Below are 15049 nucleotides of genomic sequence, written 5' to 3' on the forward strand. Positions count from 1 at the left end.
GGTCAGGCCGCTGTCATGGCCCTCTCCCCGGCCGGAGGCTGAGAGAGGTTCGGAGCCGAGCCCGCGCGCCTGGGCCGCTTGAGGAAGGTGGCGGCATAGACCGCGCTTGCGGTGGCCATGATGGCGAAGCTCGGCGGCAGCTTCGGGAACTGCGCGCTGATGAGCAGCCCGCCCCACATCTCGGCGACCGCGAGGCCGGCGGAGAGCGCGAGAGCGCGGAACGGGCGGTCGGTGAGGCGGATCGCGGCGCCGGCCGGGGCGGCGAGCAGGCCGAGCAGCAGGAGCGAGCCGACCGCCTGGGTGGCCTCACCGGCGGTGGCGCCGACCAGGGCGAGGAAGCCGAAGCCGAGCAGGCGTACCGGGACCCCGCGGGCGGCGGCGACGGCTTCGTCCAGGGTGGCGAAGAGCAGCGGCCGGGCGATCAGCAGGATCAGCAGGCAGACGACGCTCGCGATGGCGACGGCCACGGAGGTCTGGTCACCGTGCAGGCCGAATATCGAGCCGAAGAGCACGCTGGTGCCCGCACCGCCCTGGCCGGAGCCGCTGCGGGAGGTGGTGTAGATGGTCAGGAAGAACGCGCCCAGGCCGAGGATCCAGGCGAAGACGTTGCCGATCACCACGTCGTCCGGCCGACCGCGTCGCCCGAGCCCGCCGATCAGCAGCCCGACGCCGATGGTGGCGGCGAACAGGCCGAGCCGCAGGTCGTACCCGCCGGCCAGGGCCGCCATCGCACCGGTGAACGCGACGTGGCTGAGCGCGTCGCCGGTGAAGAGCTGGGCGCGCAGGACCAGGAAGTAGCCCACCAGGCCGCAGGCGAGCGCGATGAACGTGCCGGCCAGCAGGGCGTGCTGGAAGAACGGCTGGGTGAACACGGAACTCATACGGTGCCTCCGATGGCGGGCAGCGCGCTGCCTGGGGGCGCCGCGCGCCGCCCCCAGGCCTCGCGGGCCCAGCGCAGCAGGTGCGCCAGGACGTAGCCGGTGAACGCGAAGCCGGTGACGAAGAACCCCAGCGGGTAGGGCTGGTAGTACGCGGCGACCAGCCCGGCCCAGCAGGCGCCCAGCGCGAGCAGGACGGCCAGCAGCATGCTCAACGCAGGCCGGGCGGTGAGCTGTTGGGCGGTGGCGGCGGGTATCACCATCAGCGCGAAGACCAGCAGCGTCCCGGTCATCTCGCTGGCCTCGGCGGTCGCCGCGCCCAGCAGCACCAGGAAGACCGCACCCAGCAGCCGCACCGGCACGCCGCGCCCGGCAGCCACCTCGGGATCGATCGAGGCGAACAGCAGCGGCCGGCCGATCAGCGCCAGCACGGCGAGGACCAGCACGCCGGCGATCGCCAGCACCAGCACCTGGCCGGTGGTGATGCCCAGGAAGTCGCCGAACAGCAGGGCGGTGGGCCCCTCCAGCAGGCCCTTGTAGAGACTGATGAAGAGGAAGCCGCAGGCCAGGGCGAACGCCTGCACCGTCCCGGTGACGGCGGACTCCTCCGCGCCGCTCTCGCGCCCCTTGCGCCCGAGCGCCGCGATGACCAGCGCCGCTCCGACGCAGAAGCCGAAGTAGCCGAGCGTGAGGCTGAATCCGGCCAGCGTGGCGAGCGCCGCGCCGGGGAAGGCGGCCACCGACAGGGTGTGCCCGGCGAACGTCTGGCGGCGCAGCACCATGAACCAGCCCACCACCGCGCAGACGACGGACACCACCAGGCCGGCCCGGAAGGCGTTCACCATGTACAGGTAGGAGCAGATGTCCTGGAAGTCCGCAATCAGGTTCCAGGAGAAGATGGGTGACGCAGCATCAGATGCCAGCAGCACGAACCGCACCTCCCAGGCCCAGCTCGGCGTGGCGGTCGCTGTGCAGCGCCGGCGCCTCGGGCTGACCGACCACCACCAGCCGGCCGTCACTGGTGTGCAGCACCTCAACCGGCGTGCGGTACAGGCGGGTCAGCGTCTCGGAGGTGATCACCTCGGTCGGCGAGCCGGAGACGGCGCCGCCCTCGGCGATGTAGACCACCCGGTCCAGGTGGTGGAGTATCGGGTTCACGTCGTGCGCGACCATCACCACCGCCACCTGCTCCTGGTGGCAGATCCGGCCCAGCAGCGCCGCGATCGCGCTCTGGTTGGGCAGGTCCAGGCTGTCCAAGGGTTCGTCCAGGAGCAGCACTTGGGGGCGCCGTATCAGCGCCTGGGCGATCAGCAGGCGCTGCTGCTCGCCGCCCGAGCACTGGCCGATCGGCCGGTGCGCGTACGCTGCGGCGCCCACCAGCTCGATCACCGCCTCGACGCGGGCACCCGCCGCCCGCCGCCTGGCACGACCCAGGCCCGGGACGGGGATCCCCCACTGATCCCCGTCCAGGCCCAGCCGCACCACGTCCACCCCGCGGATGCGCACGCTCGCGTCGAAGCTGCGGCGCTGCGGCAGGTACCCCACTGCGCTGCTGTGCGCCCCGGGCGCGCCGCCGAGCACCCGCACCTCGCCGGCTGCCGCCGGGAGCACCCCGAGCAGCACCTTCACCAGGGTCGACTTGCCGACCCCGTTGGGGCCCAGCACGGCGGTGAACTCCCCGGCCCCCACGGTCAGATCGACACCCGACCAGAGGGTCCGCCCGCCCACCCGCACGGCCGCGCCGCGCAGGGACAGCACCGGCTCCGCGCCGGGTGCCGGCGACGTGGCGACGGGGACGGAGCGGTCCTGGTCCGTTCGAGCCTTCTCGGTCGGGTGAATGCTCACTTGCCCGTCGCCGCCTTCAGTGCGTCCTCGATGCCCTGCAGCTCCTTGACCTGCCAGTCCTGGAAGGTGCTGCTGGCCGGCGCGAGGGTCTCGGTGACCTGGGCGACCGGGATGCCCTGCGCCTTGGCCGCGTTGACCTGGGCCACCACGTCCGGGTCGGAGTTCTGGGTGTTGAAGACGTAGATCTTGATCGCCTTGGTGGCGATCTGCTGGTCGATCAGGGTCTTGTCGGCGGCGGTCGGGTCGGTGCCCTCGCTCTCCGCGTCCAGGAACGTCTCGGGGGTGAGCATTTTGAGGCCCACGCTCTCCGCCAGCGGGGTGACGATCGACTCGGAGGCGCCGATCGGGGTGCCGGCGTACTTGGTCTTGATGTCCGTTTCGAGCTGGTTGTACTGCGCCAGCGTCTGGTTCTCGAAGGTCTGCTTCTGGGTGTCGAAGTAGGCCGCGTCAGCCGGGTCTATCTTCTGGTAGTCGGCGGTGATCTGGTCGATCACCTTGTAGACGCTGGCGTGCGAGTACCACTGGTGGGGGTTGTCACCCTCCTTCTTGCCCACCAGGTCGCCGACCTTGAGGGCGGTGCGGGCGCTGTTGGGGTTGGCGGCGAGCAGCTTGTCCGACCACGCGTCGTAGCCGATCCCGTTGGTGATCGCGAAGTCCGCGCCCGCGATCGTGCGGCCGTCGGCGGCCGTCGGCTCGTAGGAGTGCGGGTCGGTGTCCGGGTTGGTGATGATGCTCGACACCTTCACGTGCGAGCCGCCGAGCTGGGTGGCGATGCTGCCCCAGAAGTTCTCCGCCGCCACCACCTGGATGGTCTTGGAACCGGAGGCTCCGGACGCGCTCGTCTTCGGCGTGGAGGAGGTGGAGCAGGCGCTGGTGGCCGCGAGGGCGACGACCGCGGCCGCGGTCAGCGCGAGGCGAGCGGGGTGTCTGCGGACAGCGGCGGGCAGGACGGTGCGCATGATTTCGGGTACTCCTCAGGACTGGTGCACAACAACCGGGTGCGGACCCCGTGTGGAGGGGCCCGCCTCGGTGGACGACGCTCACGCTAGACGGTAACGATTTTCAAAACCAGTTCGATTGAGTCCGAGATGAAAATCATTACCGAACTTTGACCTGGCACCCCCGTCGCCGGAGGCCGACGCCAGGTAGGTCGCATCGCGCGCCCGCCCCCCTCCTCGCCAGGCCCATCTCCCCTGCGCTTCGAACGAGGACACCGTGACCGCACATCAGATATCCCGCCGATCCACCGACAGCGCCGCGCCCCCGGCACAGCGGGAAAATCCAGATGCCCCGACCACCGCTCGTCCCTACGCTTCCCGCCATGGACAGCACCGGGGCCGAGCGCCTCCTGAACGTCGTGGATGTTGAAGCCACCTGTTGGGCCGGCGGCCAACCGCCGGGCGCGGTCAGCGAGATCATCGAGATCGGGCTGACCGTCGTCGACCTGGCGACCGCGGAGCGCCTCGCCCGGCATCGGATCCTGGTGCGTCCCGTCCGGTCCACGGTCAGCGAGTTCTGCACGGACTTGACCGGCCTCACGCAAGACGAGGTGGACGGAGGGGTCGGCTTCGCCGAGGCGTGTCGGCTGCTGGCGGTCGAGCACCACGCCGGGTCCCGCCCGTGGGCCAGTTGGGGCGACTACGACCGCAACCAGTTCACCGGATTACCTCCAAGGAGGCCCTGGCCTTCGGGCCAGGGAGGAATTGGATTGCCTGCGTGGCAGGGCGAGTTGCGGCGTTTCGCCGCCAGGCGGACCGCCGTGCGGTGGGGCGCGGACGTGGTTTTGCGCTGGCCCGTTTGGGTCTACTAGTGTCCTCGGCGTGAAGATCGTGGCACAGGTGAAGCTGCTGCCCCGGTCCGCGTATGACGCGGATGCGATGGCGGCGACGCTGCGAGCCTGCAACCGGGGCGCGCGCCTCGCCTCGGAGATCGCGTTCCGGACCGGGAAGGTCCGGCGCAACGACCTGCACGATGAGGTGTACTACCGGCTGAAGGCCGAGTTCGACCTCGGTGCGCAGGCGGCGGTCCGCACCGTCAAGAAGGTGTGCGACGCGTACGCGACGCTCGCGGGGAACATCCGCAGCGGTCAGTTGACGGGCAAGTCCCGGCGCAAAGCGGAATCCAAGCCGATCGGCTTTCGCGAGGACGCGGCGCAGCCGTTCGACGACCGGATGCTGACGTGGAACCTGGACGATCGGACCGTGTCCATCTGGACGGTTGCCGGGCGGATCAAGGGCATCCCGTTCGTGTGCTCGCCGCAGGCGTTGGAGCTCCTCGCCTCGCGTAAGGGCGAGTCGGATCTGGTGCTGCGGGACGGCCAGTGGTTCCTGTACGCCACCGTCGAGCTGCTTGAGCCCCCGGTGTCCGAGCCGACCGGTTGGATCGGCGTGGACCTGGGGATCGTCAACATCGCGACCACCAGCGACGGCCAGATCATGTCCGGGCGCCGGGTGGACCGCTACCGCAAGCGGATGCGCACCACCGTCGCCAACCTGCAGGCCAAACGCACCAAATCCGCCAAACGCCGACTGAAGGCGCTGCGCCGGCGCGAGTCCCGCTTCGCCACCGACACCAACCACTGCATCTCCAAGACCATCGTCACGACCGCTGAACGCACCTCGTGCGGGATCGCCCTCGAAGACCTCAAGGGCATCCGGCAGAGGGTTACGGCCAAGAAGGACCAGCGGTATCGACTGCACTCCTGGGCGTTCGCCCAGCTCGGCGGCTTCGTCGAGTACAAGGCGCGGCGTGCGGGTGTGGCGGTGGTCCATGTGGACCCCCGCAACACCTCCCGCCAGTGCTCGCAGTGTTGGCACACCCATCGATCGAACAGGGTGTCGCAGTCCTGGTTCGCGTGCCGCTCCTGCGGGAGCGTCATGAACGCGGACCTCAACGCCTCCCGCAACATCGCCCACAGGGCCGATGCTGTGTGGCAGCGGGGCAGAGTCAACTGCCCCAGCACCGTCAGGCGACACGCCTAGCACGGCGCAGGACGCAGGCGACCCGCGGCAGCCAGCCGCGAGTACGACTTGCAATCAGAGCTCCAGGACCGGGTGACACGCTCGGTCCTTCAGGGCCGAGAAGTTGACCCGGCAGTGCCAGCACACCCGGACGCCCTATCCCTTCGGCCGGCACCACACCAACGCCAAGGTGGCCTTCACCGAGGCCTACGGCCTGCGCAAACGGCCCGGCATGGCGCAGGCCCTGGAGATCGCCGGGCGGCGGCTCGAAGGCCGTCACCACCGCGGCGAGGACGATGCCTGGAACATCGCCGCCCTCGTTCTCCACCTGTCCGAGCGGGGCGTCTGGCCGGATCCGTGCTGACGCGCTGGGCGTCCCTCTGCACGCGGAGGCTAGGCAAAAGCAGACATGTGGCAGACGACGGGTCGTGCTGTGCTACCCCAGCTCCGTCCCAGAGCCCTGCGGGATCAGGCCGGGGCTGTCCAGCTGCCTCCATACGGGGAAGATCACGGGGCTCAGCGTGGCTAGGAGATACACGCCGCCAAACGTCAGCATCGTGGTGAACAGACCGACCGAGTCCACCAGGAAGCCGGCGGCGAGGCCACCCAGCGGGGTGATCGTCAGGGTCGAGGCCGTTGTCGCGCTGAGCACGCGGCTGCGCAGTTCTTCGGACACGCCCATCGCGGTGAGCGCGTTTCCGGTGACGGAGACGACGTTGGCGGCGAGCACAGCGGCGAAGGGGCGGCGATCGCCGAGCAAGGGCAGCTCCACGGGGGTGCGGAACACGGGACGCGGTGCATCCTGGCACGGGCGTGGGCCTCAGGGCACGGCAGTATTCGCGACTCGGCGCCCAGTAGAGGCAACTCGACGGCCACCGCAAGTCCTGCGATGCCGGCGGTGAGGAAGATGGTCGAGAGCGCGCCGGTGTCGGCGGTGCGGGCGAGTTCGAGGACGGGGCCGCGTGCCGGCAGGCAGCTGGCAGCTCCGACGGTGTGACCGCCGTCACACTCGCGTGGTGTCACATCTGACGCCGCTCCGCTGTCCTCCCTACAGAACCGAGAGAAGGGATCGTCAGCATGAAGGCCGTCATCGTGTGCGCCTCCGTTTCACACGGCAATACGCGTCGTGTCGCCGACACCATGGCCCAGGTACTGGGCGCGAAGGTCGTCTCCCCCGAGGAGGCCGAGCCGGCGGAGCTGGCCGGCGCCGAGCTCGTGGGATTCGGCTCGGGCGTCTTCTACGGCAGGCTCCACCCCAGCCTGACCGACTTCGTCAAGGCACTTCCCACCAGGCGGGGCCGGGCGTTCGCCTTCGCCACCAGCGGGCTCCCCGAGATACCGCTGGCGCCTTTCACCCGCCCCCTGGTCCAGCTCCTCGAAGGCAAGGGCTTCGAGGTGGACGGGAGCTTCTCGTGCCGGGCGTTCGACACCTGGACGCCCTTCAAGCTCGTCGGCGGTATCAACAAGCAGCGGCCGAACGTCGGGGACCTGGCCGCCGCGCGGGCGTTCGCCGAGCAGCTGCGGGCACCTCATTCCTACCGGTAAGTGTCGTCCGGCGGACGTCCCCTCATGGCGTTGAGCAGTCGCCGACGCCCCGCGGCAGCCGGACGTCCTCGGCGCAGACGTCCGCTGCCCGGTACTTGCCCAAAGCGCTGATCAGCAGCCGCAGTTCGAGCGCGATGCTCTCGACCAGGCGTTCCAACCCCGCCTCGGGGTCCTCGTCCACCGCGAGCAGCGCGGCGCGTCCAAGGCCTGCGGCGCGGGCGCCCAGTGCCAGCGACTTCACGACGCGACTGCCCTCCCACATCCGCCCCGAGGCCAGCAGCGGCCGCCCCTCGGCGCGGGCGTCCAGCAAGCACTCCCCCAGCGGGAGCCCGACCTGCTGGATGAACGCCGTCGGCGCCCAGCCGGTGCCGCTCTCGGCGCCGTCGACCGTCACCGCGTCCGCTCCGGCCCGCCACGCCGTCTCGGCGGCGAGTGCGAGGTCCCGGGCGGGGTGCAGCTTCACCCAGACCCGGGCCCGCGGGAAGTTGTTGCGCATCAGCTGGATCTGCCGGGCGAGGATCTCCGCGGTGAAGGTGCCGGGGCTGCCGCTGCGCAGGAACTGGTCGGCCGACTCGCCGAACACGGACTCGATCGTGTACTGCGAGGAGGCCCGGGCCGCTCCCTCGGCGCCCAGCAGCGTCATGCCGCCCAGGCCCGGCTTCGCGCCCTGACCCGTCTTCAGTTCAAAGCCCAACCGCCCGCTCTGGAGCAGCGGTTGGACCCTGGGGTCGCTGTAAACGAGGTTCCAGACCTCGGCGTCAGCGTCGTCCGTGCTCTGCTGCACGACCACTCCACCGACCGCCTCGGACTCGGACGCCTGGGCGTAGGCGAGGATGCGATCGAGCAGCCCCGGGGCCGCAGCGCCCCGGTAGCCGCTGGTCAGGACGATGTTCTCGCCGATGACCATCGGGATCCCCAGGCGCCCCGCCTGACGGCTCGCCGCCAGGCCGAGGTCACCGCTCGCGACGCGGGTCGAGCCGAACGCCGAGACGTACAGCGGCAGCGCGGATTCGAACCCGCCGACCGTGCTGCGCAGGTCGACGTCCGTGTGCAGCGGCTCGCGTCCCAGGTCGATGAGCTTCTCAAGGCGCAGCGGCATGAACACCGGTGGCACCAACCGCGCGGCGTCGAGCAGGTCGGCGACGTCCTCCGAAAGGCCCGGGGAGCACGAGCGGCCGAACATCGTCGCCCCGTAGCCCGCGCGATCCGGAAACACCGCCTCCGCGCCCACCCGGGCCCGGCGCCGCACGGCCTCCTGCGGAAATCCCGGCGCGCTGAGCCCGGTCATGGTGCGACCACCCCCGGCAGCTTCGGAAATGCCACCGTCTCCCACGCGTGGTCCAGTCCAGTCACATATCGCGTCAGTCGCTCGACGCCGATGCCGAATCCGGCACTGCCCGGGATCCCGGCCCGCAACAGCTCGAGATACCACTCGTACTTCGCCGGATTCTCCCCGGTCTCCCGAATGCGTCCGATGATGCGCTTGTAGTCCGCCTCGCGCTCACTACCGCTGGAGACTTCACCGAACCCTTCGGGCAGGATCAGGTCGAAGTTGTTCAACACACCCGGGCGCTGCGGGTCTTCCTTGTCGTAGAACCCGCGCGAACCCTTCGGGTAGTCGGTGATGAAGAACGGTCGGTCGGTCTTCTCCGACAGGATCTTCTCCCCCGACCAGTCGATCTCGGCATCGGGGTTCTGCCGGTGGTCGAGCTCGACCAGCGTGTCGACCGCCTCGGTGTGGGTGATCCGCCCGAACGGCCCGTCGACCAGCGGTCGGAAGGCGTCGGGGTCGCGGCCCAGCAGAGCGAGCTCCTCGCTGCGGTCCCGGACCACCCGGGCGACCGCGAAGGCGACCACGCCTTCCGCGGTGCGCATCGCGGCGGCCCGGTCGCCGCCGGCGATCTCCACATCCAGCTGGTGGAACTCGGCCAGGTGGCGGCCGGTGCCGACGGTCTCCGGCGGTTCCAGGCGGACGTTCGGGGCGACGCAGAAGATCTTGTCGAAGGCGGTGAGCGCCGCCTGCTTGTACAGGATGCTGCTCGTCATCAGCTTGTAGCGGTGGCCGTAGTAGTCCACGTCCACCTGCTTGGCACCGCGCGCGCCGGGGTCGGTGACCGGGCCGATGATCGGCAGCAGCAACTCGGTGAAGCCCTGCCCGCCCAGATACTCGCGGGCCGCGGTGAGCAGGGTGTTCTGCACCCGCAGCGCGGCCTGGGTGATCGGGGAGGCGAGGTGCTCGCGCGGGCTCGGCGGCATACGGTGCGCTGACGCGGGGGCGTAGGACGCAGGACCGGACTGCGTCGAAAGGTCGGTACTCGGCTCGATGTCCACGAGGTGGACGCTAGCCGCGCGGCGCCGGGCACCTCGGCGGCCTCGCAGGTTCCTGACGCCCCGAAGGGGCCGGGTCGCGGCGGCTCGCAGGTTCCTGCCGGGGCGACGTTTGCCGGTCGGTCTCATTCCCAGCAAATCATCAGGAACCGTACACGGACCATCTTGTGTGCCATTAGCGAGGAGGACTTGCAGATCCTTAACGGCGGCGATGGGGAACGGACTCGCCACGTTCAAAGCGCACCCGTATGCTTCCGCCCGGTGTGGTGCTCATTCGAGCTTTTTGGCGGACTGATGTCCGTTCAGAGCCGGTTCTACGGAGTCTGCGCGTGAGGGATGTTGTGAGAAAACTGTCTACTAGTAGCACAGTTCAGGATTCAACCGACCAGCACCTGTACGGAGGATCGCGAAGACTGGCGGATTTCATCGACTCCCGGTGTTGCGCGATCCTCGACGATCACGAAAGCGGCCTGACGACGCTGGGGAACGCCCTCGCGGACGAGGCCAGGGAGAGAGCGCTCCCGACGGCGATCACGGCGCCGACCGCCGACCCGGAGCCGTCGGGCGGCACCGGGATCGAGCGAGCACTCTCGGAAGCCCTGAGCCTGATCGACAACGCCCTCGCCGAGCACCGCAACGTCGGTGGCGTTCGAGCCGAGCTGGAACTGGCCGACAGCGACGAGGCCGCCGCACTGACCGTCAAACAACTGGTGTGCGAGGCACGCCGCGAGCTCATCTGCGTGGGCTCGCCGGCCCGGATGGCCCGCGGCCCGCTGCGCCCGGCCGCCGAGGCGCTGCGGGCACCGTCCGGAGCCACCGCGCCGATGCGGGTGCTGTTCCCGGTCCGCGGCAACGACGACCGCCATCGGGTCCGCGCACTGCTCCCCGGTGACGGCCAGAACGAGTCCCGCGTCACCGAGGCGAAGCTGCACGAGATGCTGCTCGCCGATCGCCAGACCGGCCTGCTCATCTCCCGGTTCGGGCCGGACCAGTGGCAGACCCTGATCGTCCGCAGCCCGGTGATCCTCACCGCGCTGCACGCGCTGTTCTCGCACAGCTGGGAGTCCGCCACTCCCCTGCTGCCGGTATCGCTGCTGGACGATCCGCGCCAGAGCGAGAAGACCCGGCTCATCCTCGCCTCGCTCAGCGAGGGGCAGACGGACGACGTGGCGGCGCGTGAACTGGGCATCTCGGTGCGCACCTACCGCAAGTACGTCGCGGACTTCATGCGCGACATCAACGCGACGTCGCGCTTCCAAGCCGGCGTGCGGGCAGCGCAGTTGCGGCTACTGCCCGCCGCCTCCTAGGCGCGGCGCCGGGCTCAGCGAGCCCGCCGGAACTGTCGCAGCGCCGAGGCGAACAGGAGCCCCCAGATGAGGAACGACAGGTCCCAGACCCACAGGTGCCACCACAGGGCCTTCCACTCGATCGGCGTGGACGGCTTGACCACGTGGGTGGCCGCGAGCACGTTCGTCACTTCCAGTACCCCGCCGTAGAGCGTCAGTCCGACCGCGGCGATCCACGCGAAGAACAGCACCACGCGGCGCGGCAGCCGGCGGCCCCAGGGCCGCAGCAGCGCCAGCGCCAGCGCGGCGCCGACCAGTTTCAACACCCCGGTGACCCAGACCGCCACGTAGATGGCGGTGTCGCCGGCCAGCGCGCTCCGCTCGATCGCCCCGCCGACGGTGTCGAGCAGAGCGCGCCCGCCGCACCCCCAGTAGAAGCTGATCCCGGCGAAGATCAGGCCCCACCCGCACGCCGCGTAGGCGGGCCAGGTGGATGGACGCGTCCCGGAGGTCGTGGCGGGCTTCCCGGCACTGGCTGCTTCGATGTTCATGGGCTCACCTTCGTCGTCGAGGCTGAACAGTTGGCTAACGGAGGGTGGCGCCATCGACACAGCGCGTACTCACTTACGGCACTAGCGCGTTGTTGACGGCTCGTAGGATGTCTCTGCGGATCAGCCCGCTGCCGGCCCGGATCGCCAGCCAGTAGGCCGTGAAGCTCCGCTTGGTCGCGGCGTCGGTGCTGAGGACGCGGGTCTCGGTGATCAGCTCGGTGCCGCCGTCCTTGGCGGTGAACCGGAAGTTCATCGCCACCTTCGACCAACCGGGCTCGGCGTACGCGGCGAACTCCTCGGCCGTCCACTCCGTCTGCGGTGGCTGCGCCGGGCGCATCGCGGCGTAGCGGGCGACCTGGACCAGCACCATCTCGTGCGGCTCCTCGGCGATCAGCAGGGTCGGCGCCATCGAGTCCATCACCCGGGCGTCGCCGTCGCCCGGCACGACGCCGCTGCGCCACACGCGCGGACCGCCGCGCAGGCGCATCAGCGCGGTCGTGACCGACAGGTCGCGCACCCGCAGGTCCCACAGGGCGTCCCACACCTGCTGCGAGCTCGCCGCGAACTGCCGCCGATGGACCTCGTGTTGATCCCACTGCGGCATGAGCAGATCGAGCTGGGTCGGCTGGTCAGCGTGCTCCATCGGTCCTCCGTCCGCCCGGCAGGGCTGTTGTCCCTCCGACGAGGCTCCACCTGTCGGCGTCCCCGTCGTAGCGGTCTCTCATGCAGGACAGCGCGCTCAGCAGCTCCATGCTGCCCAGGCGCGCGGAACGCGAGCGTCGAGCCGCCGCGCCCAGGGGCAGGTGCCCGGTGTCGGACCAGGCCAACCGCCCGTCCGGCTCGATCCGGCTGCGGGTGCGGCCGGGGTTGTCGGGGTGCAGGCAGTACGGCACGTCGAGGAAGCCGCGCTCCACGCCGAGGGCCAGCGCCTGGCCCACGTCGCCGTGCAGGTTCAGCACCGCTTCGATCAGGGCAGTGGCCTCCGCCAGGACACCGCTCTCCGTCGCCGGCTCGGCCGGCCCCAGCAGCAGCCGCTGCGAGGCCGCGGCGACCGCGCCGGCCAGTTCCAGCGCCTCGATGTTCTCCGCGACGGTCGGCACCCGGGTGGCCTCGGCGGAGGTCTTGACGATGAGCCGGGCCGCGTCGCCGCGCACCGCGAGCTCGGCCGAGTCGCACAGCAGCCGCAGCGCGCCGTCCCGGGAGGTCGGATACACACCCATGTAGGTGTACAGCACGATGTGCCAGTCCAGGTCGCCCAGGTACTCGGCGGCGAGGACCCGCAGGGCGGCGAGCGCCTCAAGGTCCTGGCTCCTGCTCGTCTGCTGCGCGTAGCTCAGCGAGACACTGCGCAGGCCGTGCGCGCGGAAGAACACGCATTCGAGCACGGAGATCGCGATCAGCAGGCTCGGCGGACACAACTGGCCGAGCATGCAACCGCCGAAGCTCTCCAGGTGGGGCTCGGTCCCGAAGGTGTCGCGCAGCCGCAGGAACAGCCGGCAGGCTCGCGACCACTCCCGAATCGAGTCGCGCACCGGGACTCGGCCGTACGGCAGGCAGTAGGAGATCGGCCCGCCCTCGGTGGCGTCCAGACCCAGGGCGGTGAGCGCCTCGATGATCTCGCAGGGCTGCGCCGAGCCGTGCCGGACCTGGACCGGAAAGTCCGGCCCCGCGAGCCCGCCGAGCACGCCACGGGTCACCGCGGCCGGGTGGTTGACGATCGGGTAGCCGTTGAGCCGCGTGCCGTCGGCGAGGGCGGTCCGCGCGCTGGCGTAGTCGCGGACCCGGGTGTAGCTGTCCAAGGTGATCGTGCCCACCGAGGTGGCCCGCGCGGCACGGGTCGCGAGCAGCCCGCGCCGCATGTCCGCCGGGTCGCTGAAGCCCATCCGCGGCTGCACCACCAGCTCACCCCGGCGATGGGCCGCGGCGACGAACGCCGCGAACGGCCCCGGCGCCTCGATCGATGTGGTCACCGCGTCACGGCCAGGGGCCCGCCGGCGAGAACGGAAAGGTAGTGCGTGAACGAGCCGATGTCGACGCCGTCCTGGAACACGGCGTCGAAGCCGGCTGCCAGCAGCGCCACCACCCGGTCGGCGCCGACCTCGCCGGCCACGCCGAGCTTGCCGCCGATGACCGCGGGGATCCCGAACAGCTCCTCGACCTCGCGCAGCGCCGTGATCAACCGGACGCCGTCGATGTGCCCGTGCCCGTTGACCGAGCTGACCACCAGCAGCTGCGGCCGATGCCGCAGGCAGGCCTCGATGACCTCGCCATCGGGCGTGGTGGCGCCGAGATTGACCACCTCCCAGCCCAGTTCCTCCAGCAGCAGGCGCAGATACACCAGGTTCCAGGTGTGCGCATCGGAGGAGACCCCGGTCAGCACCACCGTGGGGCGGCCATCCGCGTCGGGCGCGGCCGGCTGAGGCGCCGCGCATCCGGCCCGGGCCGGCAGAGGAGGCATCAGCACGCCTCCGTCACACGGGAGGCATGCACGGACGCCTGCCCGGACGCCGACCCGGGCGCCGGCTCGGACGCCGGGGCCGGGAGCCGGTCCAGCCAGCCATGGCGGTCCGGGACCCGGCCGCGCTGCACATCGGCCAGGACGGCATGCAGCCGGGAGGCCACCGGCCCGACCTGGCCGCTGCCGATCGTCCACGACCCGGCCGAGGACTCCGCGCGCGCGACCGGGGTCACCACCGCCGCGGTGCCGCACGCGAACGTCTCCGTCATGGCACCGCTCTCGGCGTCGGCCCGCCACTGGTCGACGGTCAGGCGCCGCTCCTCGACCGCCAGGCCCAACTCCCGGGCCAGCGTCAGCAGCGAGTCGCGGGTCACCCCGGGCAGCAGGGTGCCGGTCAGCGGCGGCGTCACCAGGACCGCCTCGGCGCCGGAGCCGTAGACGAAGAACAGGTTCATGCCGCCCATTTCCTCGACCCAGCGGTGCTCGGCGGCGTCCAGCCACACCACCTGCTGGCAGTTGTGCTCGGCCGCCTCGGCCTGCGCGAGGTATCCGGGGGCGTAGTTGCCCGCGCACTTGGCCTCACCGGTGCCGCCGGGCGCGGCGCGGGTGTACTGCTCGCAGATCCAGACCGACACCGAGGGCGCGTCCGCTCCGAAGAACGCGTCGGTGACGCACGCCATCAGCAGGAACTCGTAGCTGCGCGAAGGCCGCAGCGCCAGCGAGACGTCGGTGGCGAACATCAGCGGCCGCAGGTAGAGGCTCTGCGTCGGATGCGACGGCACCCACGGCTCGTCCACGGCCAGCAGCTCCCGGACCGCCTGCACGAACAGCTCCTCGGGCAGCTCCGGCATCGCGAAGCGGCGCGCCGAGCCGGCCATCCGGCAGGCGTGATCGGCCGGGCGGAAGGCGGCGACCGTGCCGTCGGCCTGGCGGAAGGCCTTCAGGCCTTCGAAGACCACCTGGCCGTAGTGCAGGCCGACGGTGGCCGGGTCCAGGACCAGCGGACCCCACGGGCGCACCTGCGCGTCATGCCAGCCGAGCTCCTCGGACCAGCGCAGCGAGACCAGGTGCTCGGTGAAGACCTGGCCGAAGGCCGGCCTGGCGCAGCGCTCGGCGATCTCGGCGTCGGTGGCCCGGGCCGTCTGCGGCAGCGGGGTGCGGTTCCACATCGGGTTCATCGCGATCGGGTTCATCGCGG

16 protein-coding genes and 1 pseudogene are annotated in these 15049 nt (G+C 70.8%); 5 read left to right on the forward strand and 12 right to left on the reverse strand.

Features of this window, described 5'->3' with window-relative positions; all coding sequences use genetic code 11:
- Positions 1-2: 2 nt before the first annotated feature.
- The 4 genes from P3T34_RS03950 to P3T34_RS03965 are packed head-to-tail and all read right to left on the reverse strand — an operon-like array spanning position 3 to position 3682.
- Entirely contained in the window at positions 3-881 is an 879-nt protein-coding gene (locus P3T34_RS03950; RefSeq protein WP_280664563.1) for a metal ABC transporter permease, read from the reverse strand.
- Positions 878-1807 (reverse strand): metal ABC transporter permease, encoded by a 930-nt coding sequence (locus tag P3T34_RS03955; RefSeq protein WP_280664564.1) that lies wholly within the window; start codon positions 1805-1807, stop codon positions 878-880. The genes P3T34_RS03950 and P3T34_RS03955 overlap by 4 nt, the downstream gene beginning before the upstream one ends.
- Positions 1791-2723 (reverse strand): metal ABC transporter ATP-binding protein, encoded by a 933-nt coding sequence (locus P3T34_RS03960; protein WP_280664565.1) that lies wholly within the window; start codon positions 2721-2723, stop codon positions 1791-1793. The genes P3T34_RS03955 and P3T34_RS03960 overlap by 17 nt, the downstream gene beginning before the upstream one ends.
- Positions 2720-3682, reverse strand: coding sequence for a zinc ABC transporter substrate-binding protein (locus tag P3T34_RS03965; protein WP_280664566.1), 963 nt, complete (start codon positions 3680-3682; stop codon positions 2720-2722). Before P3T34_RS03965 ends, P3T34_RS03960 begins: the two co-directional genes overlap by 4 nt.
- 362 nt (positions 3683-4044) lie before the next feature.
- On the opposite strand from P3T34_RS03965, the gene P3T34_RS03970 reads away from it, so the two are divergent.
- The 3 genes and pseudogenes from P3T34_RS03970 to P3T34_RS03980 form a co-directional block, all read left to right on the forward strand.
- Positions 4045-4533, forward strand: coding sequence for a 3'-5' exonuclease (locus P3T34_RS03970; RefSeq protein ID WP_280664567.1), 489 nt, complete (start codon positions 4045-4047; stop codon positions 4531-4533).
- Between the two features lie 10 nt (positions 4534-4543).
- The gene (locus P3T34_RS03975; RefSeq protein WP_280664568.1) at positions 4544-5704 is read left to right on the forward strand and encodes a transposase; all 1161 of its coding nucleotides are present in this window, start codon (positions 4544-4546) and stop codon (positions 5702-5704) included.
- Between the two features lie 100 nt (positions 5705-5804).
- Positions 5805-6047: pseudogene (locus P3T34_RS03980) on the forward strand (DNA polymerase III); the annotation flags it as partial.
- 72 nt (positions 6048-6119) lie between these two features.
- Here the strand turns inward: P3T34_RS03980 and P3T34_RS03985 are convergent.
- Positions 6120-6470: a hypothetical protein gene (locus P3T34_RS03985; RefSeq protein WP_280664569.1), complete on the reverse strand. Its 351-nt coding sequence runs from the start codon at positions 6468-6470 to the stop codon at positions 6120-6122.
- Between the two features lie 290 nt (positions 6471-6760).
- Between P3T34_RS03985 and P3T34_RS03990 the strand changes: the two genes are divergently transcribed.
- Positions 6761-7228 carry a flavodoxin family protein gene (locus tag P3T34_RS03990; RefSeq protein WP_280664570.1) on the forward strand — a complete coding sequence of 156 codons (468 nt, stop codon included), beginning with the start codon at positions 6761-6763 and terminating at the stop codon, positions 7226-7228.
- 22 nt (positions 7229-7250) lie between these two features.
- Here P3T34_RS03990 and P3T34_RS03995 read toward each other — a convergent pair whose 3' ends face one another.
- Positions 7251-8516: a glutamate synthase-related protein gene (locus P3T34_RS03995; RefSeq protein ID WP_280664571.1), complete on the reverse strand. Its 1266-nt coding sequence runs from the start codon at positions 8514-8516 to the stop codon at positions 7251-7253.
- Complete coding sequence (locus P3T34_RS04000; protein WP_348534616.1) at positions 8513-9559, reverse strand: asparagine synthetase A; 1047 nt, start codon at positions 9557-9559, stop codon at positions 8513-8515. Before P3T34_RS04000 ends, P3T34_RS03995 begins: the two co-directional genes overlap by 4 nt.
- Before the next feature lie 326 nt (positions 9560-9885).
- Between P3T34_RS04000 and P3T34_RS04005 the strand changes: the two genes are divergently transcribed.
- Entirely contained in the window at positions 9886-10863 is a 978-nt protein-coding gene (locus P3T34_RS04005) for a hypothetical protein (protein ID WP_280664572.1), read from the forward strand.
- A 14-nt stretch (positions 10864-10877) separates the two neighbouring features.
- On the opposite strand, the gene P3T34_RS04010 is transcribed toward P3T34_RS04005, so the two are convergent.
- From P3T34_RS04010 to P3T34_RS04030, 5 genes are all read right to left on the reverse strand, one after another.
- Positions 10878-11393 (reverse strand): DUF3995 domain-containing protein, encoded by a 516-nt coding sequence (locus tag P3T34_RS04010; protein WP_280664573.1) that lies wholly within the window; start codon positions 11391-11393, stop codon positions 10878-10880.
- A 73-nt stretch (positions 11394-11466) separates the two neighbouring features.
- Entirely contained in the window at positions 11467-12036 is a 570-nt protein-coding gene (locus P3T34_RS04015) for a hypothetical protein (RefSeq protein WP_280664574.1), read from the reverse strand.
- Positions 12023-13363, reverse strand: coding sequence for a methylaspartate mutase (locus tag P3T34_RS04020; RefSeq protein WP_280664575.1), 1341 nt, complete (start codon positions 13361-13363; stop codon positions 12023-12025). Before P3T34_RS04020 ends, P3T34_RS04015 begins: the two co-directional genes overlap by 14 nt.
- Positions 13360-13851 (reverse strand): cobalamin-dependent protein, encoded by a 492-nt coding sequence (locus P3T34_RS04025; RefSeq protein WP_280664576.1) that lies wholly within the window; start codon positions 13849-13851, stop codon positions 13360-13362. The genes P3T34_RS04020 and P3T34_RS04025 overlap by 4 nt, the downstream gene beginning before the upstream one ends.
- Positions 13851-15044, reverse strand: a complete 1194-nt coding sequence (locus P3T34_RS04030) for a branched-chain amino acid aminotransferase (protein ID WP_280671814.1) — start codon at positions 15042-15044, stop codon at positions 13851-13853. Before P3T34_RS04030 ends, P3T34_RS04025 begins: the two co-directional genes overlap by 1 nt.
- Positions 15045-15049: the final 5 nt, after the last annotated feature.

The sequence above is a fragment of the Kitasatospora sp. MAP12-44 genome (assembly GCF_029892095.1).
In the GTDB taxonomy this organism is placed as follows: domain Bacteria; phylum Actinomycetota; class Actinomycetes; order Streptomycetales; family Streptomycetaceae; genus Kitasatospora.